Source organism: Grimontia marina (assembly GCF_900060185.1).
In the GTDB taxonomy this organism is placed as follows: Bacteria; Pseudomonadota; Gammaproteobacteria; order Enterobacterales; family Vibrionaceae; genus Enterovibrio; species Enterovibrio marinus.
In genome coordinates, this window is the sequence record NZ_FIZY01000047.1 from 18,017 (window position 1) to 39,261 (window position 21,245).

Annotated in this window: 25 protein-coding genes and 1 pseudogene; 21 read left to right on the plus strand and 5 right to left on the minus strand. The window is 46.7% G+C overall.

Features of this window, described 5'->3' with window-relative positions; all coding sequences use genetic code 11:
* The first annotated feature begins 23 nt into the window (after window positions 1-23).
* A complete protein-coding gene (locus GMA8713_RS19510) occupies window positions 24-290 on the plus strand; it encodes a DUF1289 domain-containing protein (RefSeq protein WP_062713453.1) in 267 nt (88 codons plus the stop codon).
* 72 nt (window positions 291-362) lie between these two features.
* Here the strand turns inward: GMA8713_RS19510 and rplY are convergent, their stop codons facing one another.
* From rplY to GMA8713_RS19525, 3 genes are all read right to left on the minus strand, one after another.
* Window positions 363-641, minus strand: a complete 279-nt coding sequence (rplY, locus tag GMA8713_RS19515) for a 50S ribosomal protein L25 (protein ID WP_002542243.1) — start codon at window positions 639-641, stop codon at window positions 363-365.
* Window positions 642-843: 202 nt separating this feature from the next.
* The gene (gene radD / locus GMA8713_RS19520; RefSeq protein ID WP_062713396.1) at window positions 844-2,619 is read right to left on the minus strand and encodes a DNA repair helicase RadD; all 1,776 of its coding nucleotides are present in this window, start codon (window positions 2,617-2,619) and stop codon (window positions 844-846) included.
* 59 nt (window positions 2,620-2,678) lie between these two features.
* Window positions 2,679-3,146, minus strand: a complete 468-nt coding sequence (locus GMA8713_RS19525; RefSeq protein WP_062713404.1) for a GNAT family N-acetyltransferase — start codon at window positions 3,144-3,146, stop codon at window positions 2,679-2,681.
* Between the two features lie 269 nt (window positions 3,147-3,415).
* Here GMA8713_RS19525 and rsuA point away from each other — a divergent pair, with 269 nt between their 5' ends.
* The 3 genes from rsuA to GMA8713_RS19540 all read left to right on the plus strand — a co-directional run bounded on the left by rsuA (window position 3,416) and on the right by GMA8713_RS19540 (window position 6,243).
* On the plus strand, window positions 3,416-4,120 hold the full coding sequence (rsuA, locus tag GMA8713_RS19530; protein ID WP_062713406.1) for a 16S rRNA pseudouridine(516) synthase RsuA: 705 nt from the start codon (window positions 3,416-3,418) through the stop codon (window positions 4,118-4,120).
* 256 nt (window positions 4,121-4,376) lie between these two features.
* On the plus strand, window positions 4,377-5,576 hold the full coding sequence (locus GMA8713_RS19535) for a Bcr/CflA family multidrug efflux MFS transporter (RefSeq protein WP_062713408.1): 1,200 nt from the start codon (window positions 4,377-4,379) through the stop codon (window positions 5,574-5,576).
* Window positions 5,577-5,580: 4 nt separating this feature from the next.
* Complete coding sequence (locus tag GMA8713_RS19540) at window positions 5,581-6,243, plus strand: DUF2913 family protein (protein WP_062713409.1); 663 nt, start codon at window positions 5,581-5,583, stop codon at window positions 6,241-6,243.
* Here GMA8713_RS19540 and GMA8713_RS19545 read toward each other — a convergent pair.
* Window positions 6,240-7,703, minus strand: coding sequence for a DUF2867 domain-containing protein (locus GMA8713_RS19545; protein ID WP_062713412.1), 1,464 nt, complete (start codon window positions 7,701-7,703; stop codon window positions 6,240-6,242). The two genes, GMA8713_RS19540 and GMA8713_RS19545, sit on opposite strands and share 4 nt — an antisense overlap.
* A gap of 393 nt (window positions 7,704-8,096) precedes the next feature.
* On the opposite strand from GMA8713_RS19545, the gene GMA8713_RS19550 reads away from it, so the two are divergent.
* From GMA8713_RS19550 to GMA8713_RS19575, 6 genes are all read left to right on the plus strand, one after another.
* Window positions 8,097-8,768 carry an ABC transporter ATP-binding protein gene (locus tag GMA8713_RS19550; RefSeq protein ID WP_062713414.1) on the plus strand — a complete coding sequence of 224 codons (672 nt, stop codon included), beginning with the start codon at window positions 8,097-8,099 and terminating at the stop codon, window positions 8,766-8,768.
* Window positions 8,749-11,208: an ABC transporter permease gene (locus tag GMA8713_RS19555; protein WP_062713415.1), complete on the plus strand. Its 2,460-nt coding sequence runs from the start codon at window positions 8,749-8,751 to the stop codon at window positions 11,206-11,208. Before GMA8713_RS19550 ends, GMA8713_RS19555 begins: the two co-directional genes overlap by 20 nt.
* Entirely contained in the window at window positions 11,208-12,323 is a 1,116-nt protein-coding gene (locus tag GMA8713_RS19560) for a lipocalin-like domain-containing protein (protein WP_062713417.1), read from the plus strand. The genes GMA8713_RS19555 and GMA8713_RS19560 overlap by 1 nt, the downstream gene beginning before the upstream one ends.
* Window positions 12,324-12,493: 170 nt before the next feature.
* Window positions 12,494-13,363 carry an aldo/keto reductase gene (locus GMA8713_RS19565; protein ID WP_062713420.1) on the plus strand — a complete coding sequence of 290 codons (870 nt, stop codon included), beginning with the start codon at window positions 12,494-12,496 and terminating at the stop codon, window positions 13,361-13,363.
* Window positions 13,364-13,413: 50 nt separating this feature from the next.
* Window positions 13,414-13,776 (plus strand): hypothetical protein, encoded by a 363-nt coding sequence (locus tag GMA8713_RS19570; RefSeq protein ID WP_232314498.1) that lies wholly within the window; start codon window positions 13,414-13,416, stop codon window positions 13,774-13,776.
* Between the two features lie 12 nt (window positions 13,777-13,788).
* Window positions 13,789-14,025 (plus strand): putative periplasmic lipoprotein, encoded by a 237-nt coding sequence (locus GMA8713_RS19575; protein ID WP_062713422.1) that lies wholly within the window; start codon window positions 13,789-13,791, stop codon window positions 14,023-14,025.
* A gap of 365 nt (window positions 14,026-14,390) precedes the next feature.
* Here the strand turns inward: GMA8713_RS19575 and GMA8713_RS19580 are convergent, their stop codons facing one another.
* Window positions 14,391-14,627, minus strand: a complete 237-nt coding sequence (locus GMA8713_RS19580) for an excisionase (RefSeq protein ID WP_062713424.1) — start codon at window positions 14,625-14,627, stop codon at window positions 14,391-14,393.
* A 93-nt stretch (window positions 14,628-14,720) separates the two neighbouring features.
* Between GMA8713_RS19580 and GMA8713_RS28610 the strand changes: the two genes are divergently transcribed.
* From GMA8713_RS28610 to GMA8713_RS19625, 11 genes and pseudogenes are all read left to right on the plus strand, one after another.
* Window positions 14,721-14,993 carry a Mor transcription activator family protein gene (locus GMA8713_RS28610; protein WP_084387787.1) on the plus strand — a complete coding sequence of 91 codons (273 nt, stop codon included), beginning with the start codon at window positions 14,721-14,723 and terminating at the stop codon, window positions 14,991-14,993.
* Between the two features lie 82 nt (window positions 14,994-15,075).
* Complete coding sequence (locus GMA8713_RS19590; RefSeq protein WP_157515694.1) at window positions 15,076-15,477, plus strand: hypothetical protein; 402 nt, start codon at window positions 15,076-15,078, stop codon at window positions 15,475-15,477.
* Between the two features lie 89 nt (window positions 15,478-15,566).
* Window positions 15,567-15,878 (plus strand): M15 family metallopeptidase domain-containing protein, encoded by a 312-nt coding sequence (locus GMA8713_RS19595; RefSeq protein ID WP_062713430.1) that lies wholly within the window; start codon window positions 15,567-15,569, stop codon window positions 15,876-15,878.
* Entirely contained in the window at window positions 15,878-16,003 is a 126-nt protein-coding gene (locus GMA8713_RS28460) for a hypothetical protein (protein ID WP_269747459.1), read from the plus strand. The genes GMA8713_RS19595 and GMA8713_RS28460 overlap by 1 nt, the downstream gene beginning before the upstream one ends.
* A gap of 760 nt (window positions 16,004-16,763) precedes the next feature.
* A complete protein-coding gene (locus GMA8713_RS19600; protein WP_062713432.1) occupies window positions 16,764-17,117 on the plus strand; it encodes a hypothetical protein in 354 nt (117 codons plus the stop codon).
* 104 nt (window positions 17,118-17,221) lie between these two features.
* Window positions 17,222-17,581 (plus strand): annotated as a pseudogene (locus tag GMA8713_RS28615) (DUF6176 family protein).
* A gap of 98 nt (window positions 17,582-17,679) precedes the next feature.
* Window positions 17,680-18,033: a VOC family protein gene (locus tag GMA8713_RS19605; RefSeq protein WP_062713434.1), complete on the plus strand. Its 354-nt coding sequence runs from the start codon at window positions 17,680-17,682 to the stop codon at window positions 18,031-18,033.
* A 129-nt stretch (window positions 18,034-18,162) separates the two neighbouring features.
* Window positions 18,163-18,780: a Rieske (2Fe-2S) protein gene (locus GMA8713_RS19610; protein WP_062713436.1), complete on the plus strand. Its 618-nt coding sequence runs from the start codon at window positions 18,163-18,165 to the stop codon at window positions 18,778-18,780.
* A gap of 122 nt (window positions 18,781-18,902) precedes the next feature.
* Window positions 18,903-19,340 (plus strand): T6SS immunity protein Tdi1 domain-containing protein, encoded by a 438-nt coding sequence (locus tag GMA8713_RS19615; RefSeq protein WP_062713438.1) that lies wholly within the window; start codon window positions 18,903-18,905, stop codon window positions 19,338-19,340.
* Window positions 19,341-19,486: 146 nt separating this feature from the next.
* On the plus strand, window positions 19,487-19,771 hold the full coding sequence (locus GMA8713_RS19620) for a GNAT family N-acetyltransferase (protein ID WP_198159549.1): 285 nt from the start codon (window positions 19,487-19,489) through the stop codon (window positions 19,769-19,771).
* Window positions 19,772-19,831: 60 nt separating this feature from the next.
* Complete coding sequence (locus GMA8713_RS19625) at window positions 19,832-20,137, plus strand: hypothetical protein (protein WP_062713440.1); 306 nt, start codon at window positions 19,832-19,834, stop codon at window positions 20,135-20,137.
* The last annotated feature ends 1,108 nt before the right edge of the window (window positions 20,138-21,245 follow it).

The following is a 21,245-nucleotide window of genomic DNA, read 5'->3' on the forward strand; positions in this document are numbered from 1 at the left end:
ACACAAACGACATCGGAGGGTGTATGGAACAACTCGATTTCTTTACCGTGCCCAGCCCTTGCATTGGTGTGTGTCAGGTGAATAACAAAGGCTACTGTAAAGGTTGCTTTCGCAGCAGGGAAGAGCGCTTTCACTGGAATGATTTTACCGGTGAGCAAAGACGAAATGTAATTCGACTTTGTAAGCAACGTTACTTGCGCGTGATGCGGGCTAAGTTGGCGAAGGAGACAGAAGGGCAGGTAGAAGAAATCAGTCCACAACAGTCTTTGTTTGGTGATGAAGACGACTGATTCGCCGATGACAAATTCCAGACACAAAAAAGCGCCCCGAAAGGCGCTTTTTCAATTCAAGCTAAAAAGCAATTAGATGCGGATGAAATCCATGTGCATAACTTTTGGCTTGAACGGGTGACGTTGGATGTCCTGAGGCTTAACGTTAACTTCAGCACCGTCGATAACCAGAGTAATCGCTTCGTAGAACTCAGGCTTGTCCATTTGAGTGATCACTTTTTTGTGGTCCAGAGCGATTGCTACAGGAGCTGCTTCGCCACCGTAAACTACTGCTGGGAATTGATCAGCGTGACGCAGGCGGCGGCTCGCACCTTTACCCTGCTCAGTACGAACTACTGCTTCGAATTTCATAATAAATACTCTTAAATAGAGAGTTGAAAATAAGTACCTAGATTTGCGACCAAACTAAGTACCAAGTAAATCGAGCGCGGATACTAACATTGAGACTGGGTAATAACAAGCGTTACCAGTGATTTAATGCGTGAATGCTGAGTACTTGTGCGCATTGTGTTTTTAATCATTAGGTTTGAGGTGGGTTGCGATGTTTTTCCGCTCAAGCCACGTTGGTCAACATGGTTCTGACCTCTTGCTGTGAGGCAAACTGATTGAGGTCGAAGATTTTATCCCTAATCGCCCAAAACCGCCCATTCTTTCTCGCCACAATAAAGTCAGGAAACCTCAGCCTGTGCTCTGCACGCGCGACTTTAGAAGGCGCTGTGTCCGTAAAAGGTCTGTGTCGGTCAACCAAATGTGGATTGATAAATTTAGCGAGAAATTCATCCTTTTGGCGTTTGGTCGAAAGGGGCCAGACTTCATGAATTTCCGCGCCATCCTGCCCGACATAGGTGACTTTTAACTGTGGTTTGTCGAATTTGTTTTTCCCTGCTGTTAATCGCATGTCAGCGCAGGCCATGATCATGGCATCTTTGAGCTTTAAGGCGTCTCTCAGCTTTTTGTCAGGGTCGACCAAAGCGTGATCACATTGGTGGCAGCGCCTTGCGGCTATGTCGTTGTCTGCGCCGCACTCGCTGCAAAACTTGGCGCGGAAGCGGTAGCCACAGATTTCACGTTCGCCATCATCCTCTTCAAAGAAGCCCTGACAGCGACGGCCATAGTGTTCAATGAGAAAACCATTGTTATCCAACTTGCCCCAGAAATTGTTGTTAAAGCCACAGGCGGGGCAGGGAACAGTAACGATTTCGCTGTCGCTATCCGGCTTAGGATCGCCAATTTCAGGCTGGTATAGGTCATAAACGTTGCCTGCATAATCCAGGACTAAACAGTCTGTCTTACCCGGAGAGAGGCGCAAACCTCGCCCTGCGATTTGTTGGTACAGGCTGACGGATTCTGTCGGACGCAAGATGGCGATGAGATCCACGTGTGGTGCATCAAAGCCGGTGGTCAGCACTGATACGTTGACCAGATACTTAATTTCCCGCTTTTTGAAACGCTGAATTATGCTGTCACGTTCATCTTGCGCGGTATCACAGATGACGAGTGCCGATTCGTTTTCAGGGAGTAGGGTTAGAATTTCCTGCGCGTGTTTTACCGTGGCGGCAAAGATCATCACGCCATGCCGTTCTTTGGCGTAATCCAGAACCTGATTAATGATTTGAGGCGTTGCTCTTGGTGCGTTTTCTATCACACGGTCTAAATCCGCTTCTTTATAGAATCCGGTTGGTGACGCCTTAAGCGATGAGAAATCGTAGCTCAAGACAGGCGCATCGAGGATCTTTGCTTCCGTTAAAAAGCCTTCATCCAACAAGAATCGGATAGGAAGCTCGAAGATACAATCGCGGAAGAATCTAGGTTTCTCGCTGCGAACACGTCCAGCGGTGTGATATTGATAGATCCAACCCATACCGAGTCGATAAGGCGTCGCTGTTAGACCCAATACCTTGATACCAGGGTTAACGGTTTGAAGGTGAGAAATGACTATACGGTAGCTGCTTTCTTCGTTGTCAGGAACGCGGTGGCATTCATCAATAACCAATAAAGAAAACTGGTCTCTGAAAGCATCAAGGTTTCGCACCACGGATTGGACCGAAGCAAATACAACTTTGTCGTTGCTTTCTTTTCTGCCGAGTCCGGCCGAAAAAATCCCGCCTTTCAGCCCATACCCTTCATACTTTTCGTGGTTTTGTTCAACAAGCTCTTTCACATGGGCAAGCACCAAAACTCGACCACGTGCCAGCTTTGCCAGCTCTGCGATAACCAGACTTTTTCCTGCACCGGTAGGCAACACCGCAACGGCTGGGGTGTTGTTGTTTCTAAAGTAGTGGACGACGGCTTTGACCGCGTCAGCCTGATAAGGACGAAGGGTATACATGGAATCAAAAAGGCAGCCAATTCAAGGCTGCCCAGTGTATCTGTCGCGTCAAGTAAAGGCTAGCGCGCTAAACGCTTGGTCATGATGCAATGTTGGCGGCGAGCCATATAGTCAAACTGCTCGTAAAACTCTCTGGCACCACTGTTACCGATATTCACTTCAAGAATCACGGCATGGCAGTCTTTTTCGCGGGCATGCGCCTCGATATTCGGCAGAACATGTGAACCGACACCTTGTCGACGCCAGTCCTGTTGGAGGAAAATTTGGTCGATCACCGCGATTTGCCCGCCCAGTTCAATGCTGAAGCTGTAACAAAGCACGACATATCCGATAATTTCCTGCTCATTTCCTTGCTCGACGTTGATAAGGAAAATGTCGCCGTGGTTGGGGTGTCCAATGAGGAAACTGAATGCGGAAGTCACATGTTCGACATCAAAAGTCAGTGCTTCGTGGTCGTGCATAAACTTTGAAAGTTCAAGTAGACGTGGCATTGACTCTACGGAAGGCGACTGCAGCGTTATTTTCATAAATGCTTCCCTGATCAATAAGTTAGTCGATGGGAGATTATAATCATATTTTCGAAGTCACGAGTTTAGACTGTGGCATTTTTGTTAAGTTCGGCATCTCTTAGTTATAGACATTGAATCCGAGAGTGCAATTTCAACAGTTAGGAATGAGACCAGATATAGGGTTGTGTCCTTTACTGATAAAACACTTAGCTCACCACTTTAAACACTGCCTACAAAGAAAGTTTAAGTATATAATCCGCGCCCTAAGAATTATGCGGTGAGAAGCAATGATCAGGCTAGACAAATTCCTGTGTGAAACAGTAGGCGTTACTCGCAAAAAAGCGGCGAAAGTCCTGAAAGAAGAACGTGTTACGGTTGACGGTGAAGTGATTAAAAACGGTGCCCTCAAAATAGCCGAAGACGCGGATGTAGAATTCGATGGTATGTCGCTGAGCCTGTCGGGTCCTCGTTACTACATGATGAACAAGCCGGAAGGTTATGTTTGTTCTCATGATGATCCTTACAACCCGACCGTCTTTATCCTGCTTGATGAAATCGGTGCTGAGAAATTGCACATTGCTGGTCGTTTGGATTGCGATACCACTGGCCTTTTGCTGCTGACCGATGATGGCCAATGGTCACACCGTGTGACGTCACCAAAACATAAATGCGATAAAACCTATCGTGTATGGTTGGATGATGTAGTTGCATATGGTGTTGCTGAGACCTTTGCGAAAGGTATTCAACTCCGCGGCGAGAAGTCAGAAACATTACCAGCACAAATGGAACTGGTTGATGAAAAAGAAGTGCTTTTGACCATTCACGAAGGTAAATACCATCAGGTGAAACGTATGTTTGCTGCTGTAGGTAACAAGGTGGTTGGTCTGCACCGCGAATCAATCGGCGAATTGGTTCTGGATGAAGAGCTTCAGCCTGGCGAGTACCGTGAACTGACAGAAAATGAGGTTGAGCTGTTCTTACCCAAGCAGTAACAGCACGATTTAATTCGAGCGCTGCAAAGACTTCTTTGTAGCGTCTATTGATCTGAATAAAAAAATGCTAATTCAGTCAATTAAGGTGTAATCGACTGCATCTAGATAGAAAGTCATCATTTCCTCCCTGGAATGAATCTTGATGTTATTATGTGATCTATACCCGATATCTATTGCTAGAGTGGGTATCAGCTAGTCTTTGTATCAATCAGGACAAGCCACTTTTTCTCCACCTCCTCTTTTTACCAAGGCATACATGACGACGAATGCAGTAAACCAACAGCAGCAACAGCTGACCTTTCTTCTGATCCTTGTGCTCGGCGCTATTGCCGCGCTCACGCCCTTAGCTATTGATATGTACCTGCCAGCTATGCCTGAAATTGCGCGAGACTTATCTGTTACACCAGGGCAGGTGCAGCAGACGCTGGCGGCATACACAGCAGGCTTTGCTGTTGGTCAGTTGATTCACGGCCCCATTTCGGACAGCTATGGTCGACGTCCGGTGTTGATCGCAGGTGTTGCTTTGTTTTTGGTAGGCGCAGTTGTCAGCGCGTTGGCGGCTGACATTGAAACGTTGACTTACGTTCGCGCAGCCCAAGGTTTTTGTGGCGCGGCAGCAGCGGTGGTTATCCAAGCATTGGTACGTGACATGTTCGATCGTGAAGAATTCGCACGCACCATGTCGTTTATTACTCTGGTGATGACGGTGGCACCTCTTGCAGCGCCGATGATTGGTGGTTATCTGGCGGTTTGGTTTGGCTGGCGTTCGATTTTCTGGGTGTTAGCGGGCTTTGCCGCGTTGGTTATTGTTTTGGTGTTATCACTGATTCCAGAAACCTTACCCGAGCAGGGAAGGCCGCCACTCCGTCTTGGCTCAACGCTGCGCAATTATATGAAGATCCTGCGTTCAAGAAAGTCTGTTGGCTATATCTTTGCTTCCGGTTTTTCTTTCGCGGGCATGTTCTCATTCCTGACTGCCGGTGCATTCGTGTACATCGACTACTATGGCGTAAGTACCCAGAACTTTGGTTATCTGTTCGGCTTGAACGTCGTCTGTCTGATAGTGATGACCTCTTTCAACGGCAAGTTTGTGCGCAAAATCGGCAGTGAGAAGATGCTGCAAATCGGCCTGACGATTCAACTTCTGTCTGGTATCGCTCTCATTGTGGGACAGACATTTGAATGGGGTTTATGGGGAACAGTGATCCCAGTCATGTTCTTTGTCGGCACCATTTCTATTGTCGGCAGTAACGCCATGGCATGTGTGTTGAGTGCCTATCCTGAGCTTGCTGGCACAGCCTCTTCTCTGGCAGGCACATTGCGATTTGGTACGGGTACCCTGGTTGGTGGTACAGTCGCGGTCATTCACGTGAACTCTGCTTGGCCGATGACAGGTGCTATGGCAGCATGTGCGTTTTTATCCGCCCTGTTTTACTGGGGCTTAGCGAAAAAATAAGAAAATGAGCTACATCGAAGATATTAAATCCGTCGTGGATTCCGCCCTTGCTGAACTTGAAGAAGCAAAAGCTAGCGGCAAATTACAAAGCAACCCAGTGAGTGAAGAGTCTTTCCTTTGCCGTTGGGTAGCGCAGGCAGTAAAAAAACAGCACTTTGGAAATTCTGTTTCTAAAGAGATGACGGCCTGGGTACAGCAGGGTCGTAGTATGGGCAAACACGCCAATATTAAAGGCCAGATGCAACATATTGCGATTGTTTATCATCACCACTTCCCGCAAGGTGATGAGCACAGTGCGATTACTAAAAGCCAGTTTGACGCTTTGGTAGCGGCGCTTGAAGAGGCTGATTGGATGATCCACACCGAATACGAGATCAACCGTAAGGTTCGAGTAATTTCTGATGGCCAGCATTCTTTTGCGGTGTGCAGCGTGGCATTGGGTAAAAGCTTCAACGAAGAGGGCGAATTGGTTAAACCTTTGAGCCTTTATGTGCGTGGTCCTGAGCCTTGGTTTATTGAAATCGTCCGTGAACATGGCATGCTGATGACCAAAGTGACGGACTACAAATCTATCGTCAAATACCACGGCGAATACCACATCTGGCCAAAGAACCAAGCTGACCGGCTGTTTGTGCTGCCGGACAGCCTGAAGCATCTATTGGATTAAGTGTGGTGCGAAGGAAGAGTCTTCTTCGCACCACTTTTTTTTGCCAGTGCGAAAGCCATACCTTTGAAGATAAAAATGTGAGCAGGCATCATGACGAACCAATAAAGCAAGCCCCTGAAACCCGCAGGGTGCCACCAAGCGCGGATATCCACCAAACGCGTTTCGCCCAAATTTATCACGGTAAACTCCAGACGTCCTAGTCCCGGTGCTTTCATGCCAAACAGCAGAGAAAGGTGTTCATTCGGAACGCAGTGAATCACTTTCCAGCTATCAATATAGTCGCCTGCTTGAAGGGATATTCTTTGCGGTCGACGTTTGTTTAGCGCATTTCCACCAATAGCAGCGTCCATATAAGCCCGGATTCTCCAAAGCCAATTCCCAAAGAAATAACCTTCATCACCACCAACTTTTTGTATGTTCGACCAGAGCGATTCCGCAGTGGCATCGGTTTCCACAGTGAAGCCAGCATGTTTGGGGTAGTAGCCATAATTTCGGTGCCAGCGAGCGATGGCATCGGGGTCAAAACCCCAAATATCATTTTTTACGACATCACATTCATTGCTGAGTGCGGATTCAACGGCTTTTTCAAAACCGAGCTGTGGTACGGGAATCAGAGTGCTTATGTCTTTGCCTGAAGGGAGCAAGTCATAGCGCAGTCCATCAATTAGTGCGCTGGCAATAGACTTGGGGACTGTCGTGACAAGCGTTAGCCACATTGAGGAAATCTTGGGTGTCAGCAAGGGTATTTTAATGATGAAAATACGCTTGTTGATAATTCGGGCGAAACGGCGCATTTGGTCTTCATAACTCATCACTTCGGGGCCGCTGACATCAAAAACCGGCGATCCTTCGATGGGCACTTCAATGAGTTTAGTGAGGTAGCCAACCATGGTATAGAGCGCAATCGGGCTGGATTTTGAGCGGACCCAGACTGGCGTTGTAATTACAGGAAGGTGGGAGACGATATCCCGCATCACTTCGAATGCCGCAGAGCCACTACCAATGATAATGCTAGCGCGCAGCTCGATCACTTGCTTGCCGCAATCGCGTAGGATGTTCCCCGTCACTTTTCTGGCTGCGAGGTGAGTAGAAGTGACATTGTTGGGCTGGGTCGCGCCCAGATAGATGAGCCGGGAAACCTGACTTTTTGCTATCTGATTCGAAACATGGCGCGCCATGTTGAGCTCATATTGATAGAAATCTGGGCCTGATGCCATGCCATGAACCAGATAAAAAACCTCTGATACACCTTCAAGGAGATCGTAAAGATTACCTTCATCCTTCAGGTCGACTTCGGCAAGCGTTATGTTGGGATGCGAGTACCAACTGTGATGTTTTAGCGTTTCAATTGAGCGACTGCTTGCCACAACCTGATAGCCCAATGCTAAAAGGTTTGGCACTAAATGACTGCCCACATAGCCCGTTGCGCCGATCACTAGAATCTTTTTTTGGGGCGTCATATTTTGAATCTCATCGCAAACTGCTTCATTTCTATTGAGCGATCTCTGATGGTGGATTGCTTGTATTCTTTGTCATTATCGAAGATCTTCACCGCGTTAAGCTTATTGAGAAAGAAGACAATTTAGAGAGCAAAAGCGTGACGGTCCGTTGTCAGCTCCGTGTCAAAGAATTAAGGCTATCTGAAAAAGAGCTAAAAAACTGTGATTTACCGTGCCTTTAAAGCTGGATATAGCTGCATGAATTGATGGTTAAATAGGCGATTATCATTAATTGTTAAAATGTGCTGTTGATTCAAACACCTTTCTTGACGCATAAGATTGCGGTAAATTGCTTCACCTATCACATAATCGCGCGACCTTTTTCGACACTCGTTGGAAAACCTAGGGGAAAAAATGCTAGAGCTGGTTGGACTTTGCAAAGGCTATCTTGATGGAGGGGAATTCCATCCAGTTTTGCAAGGGGCAGAGCTATCCTTGGCTAAGCATGACCAAGTCGCGCTGATGGGGGAAAGTGGCTCGGGAAAAAGTACGCTGCTTAACCTGATTGGCGGCCTGGATAATCCTGATTCCGGTGAAATTATTGTCTCGGGCACGCCTATTCACGAACTGAAAGAGCGCGATCGTACGCGTTTTCGCCGCCATAACATTGGTATGGTTTTCCAGCAGTTTAACCTTCTCCCTACACTCACCATTGCAGACAATATTCGTTTTTGCCGTCAACTCAAAGGTCTCCACGATGATGATGGTCTGTGGCGACAAATTCTCTCCGCGCTAGACTTAATGCCACTGCTGGGTAGATACCCCGAAGAGGTGTCAGGTGGACAGCAGCAGCGTGCTGCCATCGCCCGTTCCCTCTATATGGAGCCTAAGATCCTGTTGGCGGACGAACCAACTGGCAGTTTGGATGAACGTAATGCAGATGCGGTAATGCGTCTTCTGACCACACTCACTCAATCGCTCGATTGCGCGCTTCTGGTCGTCACGCACAGTGAAAAAGTCGCGGATTATCTCGGCCAGCGAGTGACGCTACAAGGGGGCGTTCTGAATGTACGTACCCGTAGCTAAAGCGCTATTCGGTCACTACCGCCGGCATCCGTTTCAGGTTCTACTTGTCTGGTTGGGGCTAACACTTGGGGTGGCTTTGTTGGTCGGAGTGATGTCGATCAATCAACACGCGCAAGACAGTTACCAAAAAGGCGCCAGCTTATTTACTAATCCGTTTCCTTACGTGTTGCATCATCGTGAACGAGGAAAACGGATTGATGAACCACTCTATATTTCTATGCGACGTGCAGGTTTCAACCAGTGCGTACCCGTCGATATCTACCGAACCTCAACTCAAGATGGCCATGATATACAGCTAATGGGTGTTGATACCGTCGCTATGTTTGCTTTCAACGTAGCAAACCCAGATTCAGTGGCGGCAGAACAACCATTGCGAGATGGATTTTCCACTCAGTGGGTCAGTACCGAGTTTGCTAACCACCTTGGATGGGTTGATGGACAAAAAATCCGCCTTGAAGAAGGTGAGGAAATTGGCCCAATCAAATTGGTAGAGGGTGGTCAGATTGGCTCTGGCACCCGTATTTTCGGTGACATGTCCGTTATCCGTGGTTTGTCAGACCATGATGGTTTCAAACTGATCTACTGTGGTGCGATGGACAAAGACGAGCGAAACGCATTGCGCGCTGCTCTCCCGCCCACTATTACATTGTCCAGAACCGAAACAGCACAGCTTGGTCCTTTAACGCGAGCTTTTCATTTAAACCTGTTTGCGATGGGGTTGCTCGCTTTTGTTGTGGGTCTGTTTATTTTCTACCAGGCAATTTCACTTTCTATGGCTCAGCGCCAGCCACTGGTGGGCTTGATGCGCGAATTGGGTGTTGGCAGGAAATCGCTAGCGTGGGTCGTCAGCCTGGAAATGCTGGTTTGGCTCTTTATGGGCTTGGTTGGCGGTAACATAGCTGGACTTGTGCTGGCTCAGAAACTGATGCCAAAGGTGGCGACGACGCTCAGTGATCTGTACGGCGCTAATGTGGATCTGACTTTGCATTGGCAGTGGGAGTGGGGCTTCTATAGTTTCCTTTTAGGTGTATGCGGTTTTGCATTGGCATCAGGCTGGCCATTGTACCGACTGCTGACGACTCCTCCTGCACGTCTATCAAAACGTATGTCTCTGGTTCGCTTCTCCGGGCACGAATTTAGCTGGCAAGCTATTGTGGCTTCGTTGTTCATCATTGTTGCCTTGCTGGTTTACAGTGCGCCCCAAAGTCAGGCTCAAGGTTTTACACTCATTGCGTTGATCCTCATCAGCGGTGGTTTACTGTTGCCGTTTATGATGTGGAAATGCTTCCTGTTGCTTTCAGACAAAATAAAAATAGCGAGATTACGGTGGTTCCTTTCGGATGCATCCGCCAGCCTGAGTTACCGTGGTATTGCTGCTATGGCATTTATGATGGCAATAGCCACCAACATTGGTATGGAAACCATGGTGGGGAGCTTTAGGACAACGACGGAAAGCTGGTTACAGCAAAGACTGGCGGCAGATATCTATGTGAAGCCTGAAAAAGCGGTAGCCCAGCAGTTGTCAGACTGGCTCGAGGAGAAAGACGAAGTCAAACGCAGCCTGGTTCAATGGCGACATGAAATTGATACAGCCCAAGGTATTGTTGAAATTCACAGCATTGGCACCAGTGCAGAAGAGCGGGAAGCATTAGCGATTAAAGTCGCTGCACCGGATTACTGGAGCCGACTCCATCAGGGCAAGTCCATGATGTTGAGTGAGTCACTGGCGCTTAAATTTGATGCTCAACCAGGAGACAGCATTGCGCTGCCAGCCCCTTTTGGTGAAGGCTGGAAAGTGGCGGGCATCTACTTTGATTATGGCAACCCCTACAGTCAGGTCATCATTTCTAACCGTTCATCGTTAATTCCTTGGATGCAGGATTCTGGGCGCGTTGGAGTAGCTGCACTCTTTAATGATGGGGCGGATGAAAGCGTTCTTGTTGAAGAAATGCGCAATCAATTCAATTTACAGGAAACACAAGTCAGTAACCAAAGGGATATTCTCGCTACAGCGATGCGGATTTTCGACCGCACCTTCCTGGTGACAGATACACTTTGTACCCTGACCTTAATGATCGCAATTTGTGGTTTATTCTTCTCGACGTTGGCGACCGAGTTATCTCGTCAGCGCCAATATGCCTTGTTGCGCTACATGGGGATTTCAGGTAGGGAATTGGCATTTCTTGGTGGCGGGCAGCTAATGCTGATTGGCCTGTTCTCAGCACTCTTTGCCTTACCATTAGGCCTCATCATTGCGGAAGTATTGATTAACATCGTACTGAAATACTCGTTTGGGTGGACCATGTCTGTGTCGTATTTCCCAACCAGCTATCTGATAACCTTAGGTGGCTCTTTACTGACATTGCTGCTGGCAGGCTGTTGGCCTGTATGGCGCCTGATCAAACGCTCCGCGATCTTGTCTTTGCGGGAGGCGCAGTAATGCGTGAGCAAAAACCGCAATCATTTATGCTGACGGTGATTGGTTGGAGCTTGGCTGTATTATCATGTTTATTGGCCCTTTTTGGCTCTCTGCTTTTAAAAGATGCGCCGCCAGACAGAACCGCTGTCGCTGCATTGGTTGCAGCCAATGCCGATGATTTTTCCAAGGTCATTCCCGGGAGAGACATCCAATTTCCTAAAGATTATGGGTCACACGATGATTTCCGTCAGGAATGGTGGTATGTCACGGGGAATTTACAAGACGAAGCAGGTAACCAATATGGTGTTCAATGGACACTGTTCCGATCTGCAATTTCGTCTGAAAATGGGCAGGGCTGGAACAATAACCAGATATTTATGGCTCATGCCGTCCTAACGAGCAAAGATGGCGTTTATGCTTCCGAACGTTTTTCACGTGGTGGAATAGGACAGGCAGGGGTCACCGACAACCCATTCAATGTCTGGCTTGATAACTGGCAATGGCGCGGTACAAACAAAAAACCTTTTCCCGCGAAATTGCAAGCTTCAGACAAAGACTTCTCGTTCACCTTGAGCATGTCTCAAACCCTGCCAGAAATCCTTCAGGGCGAAAATGGCTATAGCCGCAAACACGCGGAAAAAGATGTCGCTTCTTATTACTTCAGTGTGCCTGCTGTCTCGCTGGATGGAACGCTGGAATTGGATGGTAAGATTGTTAAAGTTTCCGGGAAGGGATGGGTTGACCGAGAGTGGAGTACCCAAGCCCTGAGTGAAGACCAGTTAGGTTGGGATTGGTTTTCTATTCAACTCGATGATGGTCGCTCTTTGATGCTGGTACAGGTCCGTGGAGAAGAGACACCTCACCGTTTCGGGTCAATCACTGATGCTGCAGGACATTCAATAATCCTGAGCAACAGCGACATTGACATGACTCCTATCGCATTCGCGAAAATGCCGACAGGACGACACCTCCCCATTAAGTGGCAAATCAAATTGCCTTTACACGATATTATGCTGACCACTAAACCCGTCCATGATCAGAATTGGCTTCCTTTTACGTTCCCGTATTGGGAAGGCCCAATACTGGTAAGAGGAACTGCAACGGGTGTCGGATTTATGGAAGCAACCGGATACTAGTTGCCGGTTGCTATTCATCTTGATGCTGTTCAATTTCTGAATCACCCCAGTGATTTGACCTCTCACATATTGTTCTCTTTCCCCTCAAAGTCTATGGTTAATAAGACTATTAACATAATTGCAACCTTTTGGGTTTTGTCGAAAGGTTCGCGAATACAAGGCGAGCACATATGTTCCCCATCATTTTGGGCACCGCTAAGTTTGGTACATATACCAGTCAAGAAGAGAGCTATTCAGTTCTTGATGGCTTTTTGGAAATGGGCGGGAGGCGAATTGACACCGCCAATAACTATGCGGTCTGGCATCCAGATGGAAAAGGTGGTGAAAGTGAAACAGTGCTGGGGGAGTGGTTAAAAACTAAGAGCCGTTCCGATGTTGAAGTCATGAGTAAAATCGGGGCCCAATCTGTGGATGGCTTTACTTATGATAAGTTGGACGGACTCTCACCCGGTAATATCATGCGGTCGATTGATGATTGCCTCTCCCGCCTTCAAACAGACTATATCGACGTGCTATATGCGCATGTAGATGACGAATCAACACCACTTCTCGATACATGGAGAACACTGTCTTCGTTAGTGGAGCAGGGCACAGTCAAATCTCTTGGTATCTCGAATTACAAAGAACCTAGAGTGCTAGAGTTGGTCGACGTCATCAAGGAAAATGGACTGGAGCCCTTTCGATATGCTCAGTACCGCTACACCCTGCTATCCCCTAATATAGACGCTAAGTTTGGGCCCCAGATAGTGATGAATGAACATCTGTTTGGCGTGCTTAAACACCTCGAGTTTAGACCGGAGATTATTGGATACAGCCCACTTATTGACGGCGCCTATGAACTCTCGCCTGATGAGCTACCCGAAGATTACGACAATCTGCTCAACGCCATCATGGTGGAAGAATTACAAATACAGGCAGAAGAGAGCCAAACGACGACTTCTGCTTTGGTGTTAAAAACCATTGCTGACTACGGCGTGACTCCTGTGACAGCCGCTTCCACAATCCATCGCTTACGAGATAACCTTAAACTTCTGATTTGAACCAAGTCGCAAGATGTCTTCATCATTCAGTCTGTGCTAATGTGTTGGAAGTGTTGAGTAAAGTAGTCATTTTAGGATTGAAACTGATGATGGTGAAGAAGTTACTTCTGGCTGGCGGTGTCCTTTTGCTTGGTGCCTGTTCATCTGCACCAGACCCAATGGATGAGCGTATCGAAGCGGCTATTAAGCTCTGTCAAAGCGACAGCGCGAAAGCCTTTTCCCATACGGTTGATGGTTTACGCGTGATGTGTGATAGCGGTAGCTCTTACATTATCCGTGGTGACATTTCTCTGGAACAAATAGTCGAGATGGACAGGGTATATTGCTCTAGCATGGGTATTCGCGACTTCGTCTCGAATAAGAGCGGCGAAATTAAGCTCGCCTGCAATGATGGCTCTAACTACGTTTTATAAAGGCAGATAGCAATGAAAAAAATACTGATTTCTCTTACCGCAGCCGCACTAATGGCAGGGTGCTCCTCCATTGAAACGGCGGAGTCAATGCCAAACCCAGATCAACGTGTAGTCGATAGCCGTCTCAATATTTCTTCTGACTTAAACGCGACATACTGTGAAGGTAAAGGCTTCGAGAAATATATGGAACGCGAAAAATACTATACCTTCACCTGTAAAGATGGAGCTTTCTTCAATATTGCGAAGTAAAAACGCCGATTTTGGATGAGATTATGTGGAGCGCTGGGTAAATCCGGCGCTTTTTTGTTTAAGTTAATAAAGACTCACATTTATTCCATCAATAACAGCTGATTGGTATTTTTATTTTTGACTGTTTAATGGGGGTGATTGGGGCTTTCTAAACGGGTAAATACATTCTTATCTCTATTTCCTTTAATTTTTCGGTGAGGAGTAATAAAAAGTTCCCTCCAAAACTATCCCTCCAAAACGACAGCGATGATCCAGTGGCATTGTGCCTTCATCCCTAGAAACGGGTTTTGAGTGACAACGTCACAATTTTGAAGGCGCTTTGACATAGACATATTCACTCCCACGTTCATCATGGTACTTGTCTGTCATTTTCCGGCTTTTATGTCCCAGTAACACCTGGGTGTCATAACTGAGGTCGGCGTAGGTTCGTCCAGCATAAACCGCGCGTCCTGTCTGACCATCCATCGACCGCCCACTTTTATCGGAGGCTGATCGATTTGGCGTGTTTTGGCCCAGCGTGACATGGTCGCCGCGGAGTAATGTTCACCAAGGAATACGGCGGCTGCCCAATCAGACAGCCGGATAAAGTGATAATTGCTCATTCGAACCTCCGAAGACGTTCAATCCATTAGAAAGGCGTCGTGATATCGCGCCAGTCAGTCTCAATTGGCGCCGCGGTAAGACTCGGGCAGGCCATGGGCGGGGCAAGGGTGTACGTGCCTCAGGCGCTAAAACCCGACCATCCTCTGGTGCTGATACTGGGGCAGGAAACGGCAGGAAAGCTGAGTTATTACTGCGGCGGGGACACGTTTGATGTACCGAGCAAGGTGCTTTACCGGCATGTCCGTGATGCGCTTATCCGCGATGCCTACCACAGCATGCCACCGGGGGAGGGGAACCGGGCCAATATCCTCGCGAGGGAGTACGGGATATCCCGGCGGCATGTGATGAATATCGTGAGGGGCTAGTTTTCTTGACAGAGTGTTTGGCAGTTTAGTCTATAGGGACTAGGTTATTACCATGCTAATTAATGCTTATAGGAGTAAGCTTTTGAATATGCCACCAAATATCCCATCAGCCGAAAACCCCAACTCTTTCTGGAACAAAGTCCCAACGATTGCGGGTTGGCTGTGCATAATCAGCGCGGTCTTGCTGTCAGGCGCGTTTGTTCTGCTTCCGGTTGATAGCTTTGAGGCGTCACAAGGTTTACGGGGCATTGAGATCATCATTCACGCAGTCAACGTGGTGAAGATTGTATTGGGAATTTTCCTCATTAAAAAAGAGTTTTGGGCTGCTGCGGCACTGTGTTTTCTTCAGGCCTTTGATGTGGGGTATTCGTATTATTCTACTGGGAGCGGTGGCAGTTTTGGATTGACGTTCCTCGTGATTTATTTCCTGGCAGCAAGGTGTGTTTACGATTATCAAATGTCCCCTAAGTTAACCGCTAAATAGCGATCAGAAACTGTAGCATTTCACCTGAACTCAAATGAGTAAACCGCCCAATCTAGGCCCTATCGTTCAATTAATAGGACCTAATAATCATGAGCTTTCGGTTAGGCAGCCGCTCCCGTCATCGCCTCGAAGGGCTGCCCTCTCACCTTGTTCAGATAGTCGAACACGCGATAACCCTTAGTGACATCGATTTCACGGTGTTGGAAGGGCTGCGCTCGACACGCCGTCAACGTCAGTTGGCCCACCAAGGGGCCTCACAGACCCTGCGAAGCCGTCACCTCCCGGGTCATGCCGTGGATTTGGGGGCATGGGTGGGGGATGAGCTTCGCTGGGACTGGCCGCTCTATCACCGAATCGCTGAGGCCATACCACCTGGACCCACACACTCACCGGCGAAGTGATGGAGGTGCCGGAAGGGGTAGATGCGGGTTGGGACCATAACCCGGGTAAGGCGAGGGCGAAGCAGCGCGATAAGTTCGCGAAGGAGAAAGAGAAAGCGTTTGAGAGAGTGTTCTCTAAGCAGTAATCGTGGGGGTGTATATAAAAAGAGAGAATGTGATATAAATCTAATGGATGGCTAATTAATAATACAGTCATTAAGTGTTTTGTCTAAAGTTCTCTTTCAATGTATTCAATATTGACTAAGGACTAGCATTATGATGAAAAACTTCTCTTGGCAGGCGTGTTTGCAGCGTTTTCTGGTACTTCTGCTGTAGCAGAATGAACTGAGGCGAGAACGGCTGATTCCATTCATGTAAACAAAGGTGGCACCTATTGTTTTAAAAGCGAGCAAGGATGGGGGGCGATGGGATGTACCAATGCGCCGTATTTGTACATACCTGGCAACCAAGTTGCTTCAGAAGCTTTCCTTAAGCTGGCCCTAGCTGCTAAGACTGAGGCGGGTTTGAAAATAAAAGCACAAGGCGCGTGTTCAGATGACGCACACATGCTGATTGACTACTTAATCGTGACAAACTAGCGCGAGTCCCTCATTTAAAAGCCTCTATAGTTGGGGGGCTTTATCGTTTCCCCATCCAGCACCGCATAGTATTACCCTTTGGAACACCCCGAATACCTGCTCTGCGGTGACATCTTCACGCTAGACGAAGCTACCGAAAGGAAAACGGTGCAGATAGGCAACGAACCGCTTCTGTCACCTGAGCAGAATTTTCACTGTTAATACAAACAGTTTAATCAAAGATGTCGCATAATACCGAAGCAAGCCGTTTTCGGGTTGAATACACTGTTATGTGCTTTAGCAATCATCAACAAACGAGGCTTATCTTATGTCTATTACAAACAAATCAGACGCGGAGATTCTAGCAATTGCTTTACCTATGATTGATGCTGTTGTTAATGCTTCAAATCAAGAAGATTGGACTTCCTTTTGTGCCTATCAAACACAACAGGAGGCTCTTAACCCAGATAATAAAGCCTCTGTTCTAAAAGCATGGAGAGAACAAGCACTGTTTACATCTCTAAGCCTCGATAGGGAGGTCTTGGGCGTACTGCGTAATGGTGAAGTTGCACAAATAATCTGGAAGCAAACCAGCACAAAAGTTGCAGGTGAGTATCTAGCTCGCTACTTCGTCCAAGAAATAGACAAAGAGATAAAAGAAGTCGGTTTTTTAATCGATTAACTCGCACATAACAATGCCATCAAACATCGCCCTCTGCGGGGGCTGGACTCGCAAAAATCGCTCGCCGTTTATGGCTGGCATTATGCAAAAGGGAGTTGTAACTCGTGGTTACAGAGTTCGAGACTTTCAGAGTGAAGGTGGGAAAAGAAGAACGCGCGAAAGAGTGGATGAGAACCATTACGGAGCGAAAGGCTGATTGCATTGCAACTTTATCCAGAGAAAAGATGGCACTAGAAACAATATTTATGACTGAAAAGGATGGTCGACTGTTTCTATAATGGTTTTCGATCCAAGGGGCAAACCATGAAGAAGTCGATACCTCTGATCATGAAATAGATAAGATTCATTGCCAGTTCTGGGATGAATGCATAGACACTTCTTTTAAACTCGATGTATTTGAGCATGTCGTTACTTTTTCCCCTGAGAATATAACGAATTCTCTGGAAGAAGCTTCAAATGCATAGCAAGGACCATCAGCCAACCCGTGACGGGCTTAGGACTAGAAATTCACTGGTGTTTATTTTTAGCCGCTGTGGCAAGCGTTATGTGGTTGGAGGAAATTATGAATCCATCAGCGGTTCTTGTTCATGTCCCGGATGTAGCTAAAGGGCTTGAATGGTACAAGAAAGCTTTTCCTGAAGCGGTTCCGGTTTACCACCCTGACTTTGACTTCACTGTACTCGACACAAATGGTTTCTCGCTAGAAATAGTCCAAGCTGATGAAAAGGTTGGCACAGGTAAAAGTGGTACAGTTGTTTACTGGTCAGTAGATAATTTATCTGCTGCTTTAGCTCATTTTGAAGGTCTAGGTGCGTATCTTTATCGTGGACCAATAGAAATTGAAGATGGGCTGTCTATGTGCCAAGTCGAAGATCCGTTTGGAAACTTAATAGGTTTGCGCGAAAAAGTTACCTAACAAGCGTCATCAACGGGACGCTTTGTCACTGCGGCAGCTTTCAAAGTGTCGAGAATACAATGGATTAAGTAGGTTTTGGGCGGTTTGGTAAACGCCCGTTATTGCAACGTTAGCATACCGGAGTAGTTTGTGTTGCGAAAAGTCTTAAGATGGGCCGTATTAGGACAAATTTGTGTTGCAGTAATAGCAATATCAGTCCCTTTTGGCTTGAGTTTAGGACCATCATCTGAAAAGAAGTCCGCGCAATACTGGTTGTATAATTCTCCGTTGGATATCGATGTTTCAGGCCTATCTACAGGAGACCTGAAAGTTGTTGTGTGGCAAGGTGTACCTGTTGGTATATATCGTAGGTCGACACAGCAAGTTAGTGCCGCTAGTTTATTCCAAAAATATGTTGTACCCGATGAGCAAACTATGAATTTGCCAGATTGGTGGGGAAAATGGTCAATAGAAACAAAAGAGATGTATGTTCGCTCTGACGTGCGCTCAGCTCAAGAGGACCTCTTTGTTTTCAATATGATTAGTCCGGTTACTGGATGTATGGTCGAATTGGTTTTGAGTGAACAAGCACACAAATTAAAGTTGCCTCAAAACTGGCAAATCGGTTTTATTGACCCGTGTACCAAGGTGATTTTTGATGGGGCTGGTCGCGTATTTAAGGGACAGGGAGTGTTTTCTCATTTACAAGTTCCACCGCACCAATACATAGGAAAGGGCGAATATATAACGCTTCATCCAAATGGCTAACAAGTAAACCAACGTGGACGTTTACTCGTGGCACATTTTTTCATAGAAATGCTGTGATTCAGGCGTTTCAATCAGTTTGGGCTAGTAAATGCCCGTTATTGCAACGTTATATCGAGGTAATCATGGATGTAACCGAAAATATCAATACCTGTTGGGGATGGATCGGTATTGAAGCAGTTGAAGTCGTTGAGGAAAACGATTTTGGTAATCTCTTAATACGAGATTCATCCAGTAGGTTTTGGCGCTTATGTCCCGAGGAATTGGAATGTGAATTAGTTGCTGCCGATCAGCAGCAGCTTAATAAATTGCTCAACGACGAAGAGTTTTTAATCGACTGGTACATGTCGGCTTTAGTTGAGGTTGCGAAGAAGACGCTTGGCTCACTATCTGAGGGGCGGAAATATTGTTTGGCTATTCCAGGACGTTTGGGGGGGGAGTACGATATATCCAATATCAAGACCATCGCTTTAAACGAACTGATTAGTTTTTCTGGAAACCTTGCGCGTCAGATCAAAGACTTACCCCCAGGTGCAAAGGTAAAACTCAATGTGGCGAAATAAAGCTTGATTGATATCAAGGCTATCAACGGGACGCTTTGTCACAGCGGAAGCTTTTAAAAGTGTCGTGAATACAAGGGATTAAAGCAGTTTGGGTGGTCTGATAAGTGCCCGTTATTGCGACGTTATGAGCAAGGAGGGGATTTCACATGGAATACATCATCAGATCTGCTTCAGAGTCGGATGCGGCTGGTATCAATAAAGTATCAGAGCACCTTGGCTATTCTCAGTTATCCTCTACTGAATCCACTACAAAACTTCGAGAATTGCTCAATTCTACTCAAGACCAAGTATTTGTAGCAGAGTGGCAAGGTCGAATTATTGGATGGCTACATCTTTTCTATAAAAGACGTCTCGCATCAGACAACTTTTATGAAATTGGTGATTTAGTTGTTGCGGCGGCTTTTCAAAGTGCTTTGAATACAAAGAATTAAAGCAGTTTTGGGTGGTTTGATAAGCGCCCGTTATTGAGACGTATGCACCGAGAAGAGTAGATGAGTAAAACTCATATAAGATTATTGATCACAGCGGTAGTTTTTGTAGCTTTTACCTTGACCAGTACCGCTTATTATATGACTTATATACATGATGTTGGTGGCACGTACTGGTCGTTAGGTGTTTTTGGCTTGCCGGTGGTGTTATTCGCCGTATGGTGTATAGATTTCTATCTTAAAAGATTAAGGTTTTTTCATAATCGCTACTGGCAACTTGCGGTCATTGATTGTGTTCTTGCGGTAGCTTTTTACTATCCTGGTTTTGTTTTAACTTGGTGGGTTATCCTAGCTTTGGGCATCGCATAACAATTTGGTCAATGTCACCCACGCAGGTTGGACTCCGGCGCTAACGCGCCTCTGACGATTACCATAGGCGTTATGCAATTTATACATTCGTGGTTGTGATTTGGATAGCATGGGTGAAGCACTCTTAGCAATTGTTGCGTTTCTTTTCATTCTAGGCGTTCCAGTGTTTATGGGGTTCCTAGATGAAATCAAACTAAAGCATAAACGTGTTGATTTGGAGAATTACGATTTGTTCAAGTTCAGAGCAGCGGGAAAGAACGTGGTTTGTAGTCACTGTAATAGTGAGTACTTTAGACATACAAACTTTCTACTTAACACGAGAGCAGCTAGCTTCTTGGGTCTGGATTGGGCAAATAAAAGTACTACGTCGTTAGAATGTATGGACTGCGGGAAATTAACACTTTTTGCCCAAGAGAAAGTCGTGAAACTTCATGACATATCCTGAGTCGGATGCTTGCATAACAATCGACTACGGCGTCAATCCCTATAAACGGTGCGTCCGCCCATGACGTATGCAATGAAAAGCCGGTTCGGCTGTCAGTTCTCCCCCAAACTTCTCGCACAACAAAGCGCTCATTTACACCGTGTACCCGCATCACACGTAAAGAGGTCGCCTGGATTGGCCTTCACTGGCCAAATCGGCTCTCATCGTCAGTGAGAGCCCTTCACGCCTTTCTCCTGCCAACGCATTGTATTTGGGCTCTCAAGTCTCTCCTGATGCCTACCGCACGTTCTCTCCCCGTCACTTTGCACAATATCTCGTGTTCGCTTACGCTGGTTCTCTGGCAGGGAATGTCTATCACCACTACATGATTTTGTTGAGGAGGATTTTTTGTGAACAACCTAGCTTATTGGATTCCAAATTGCTCGCATTATATTTCACACATGGTTTATGACATTGATAAGCGTACTTTTACCATTGAGTTGGTAGATGATGTGGAAGACTTCAATCCTCATACTAGGCTCGTATGCGAATCTGTTGTAAGCGCCCCATGAACCCACAGGGCTTGTTAGTGAGAGAAGTTCCACGGAAGTAGAGAGTCGATGTCAGGTTTAGGCTTCGCCAGCTCTTTCATACATTTCACCATGTAGTCGTAGAGGATGAGCC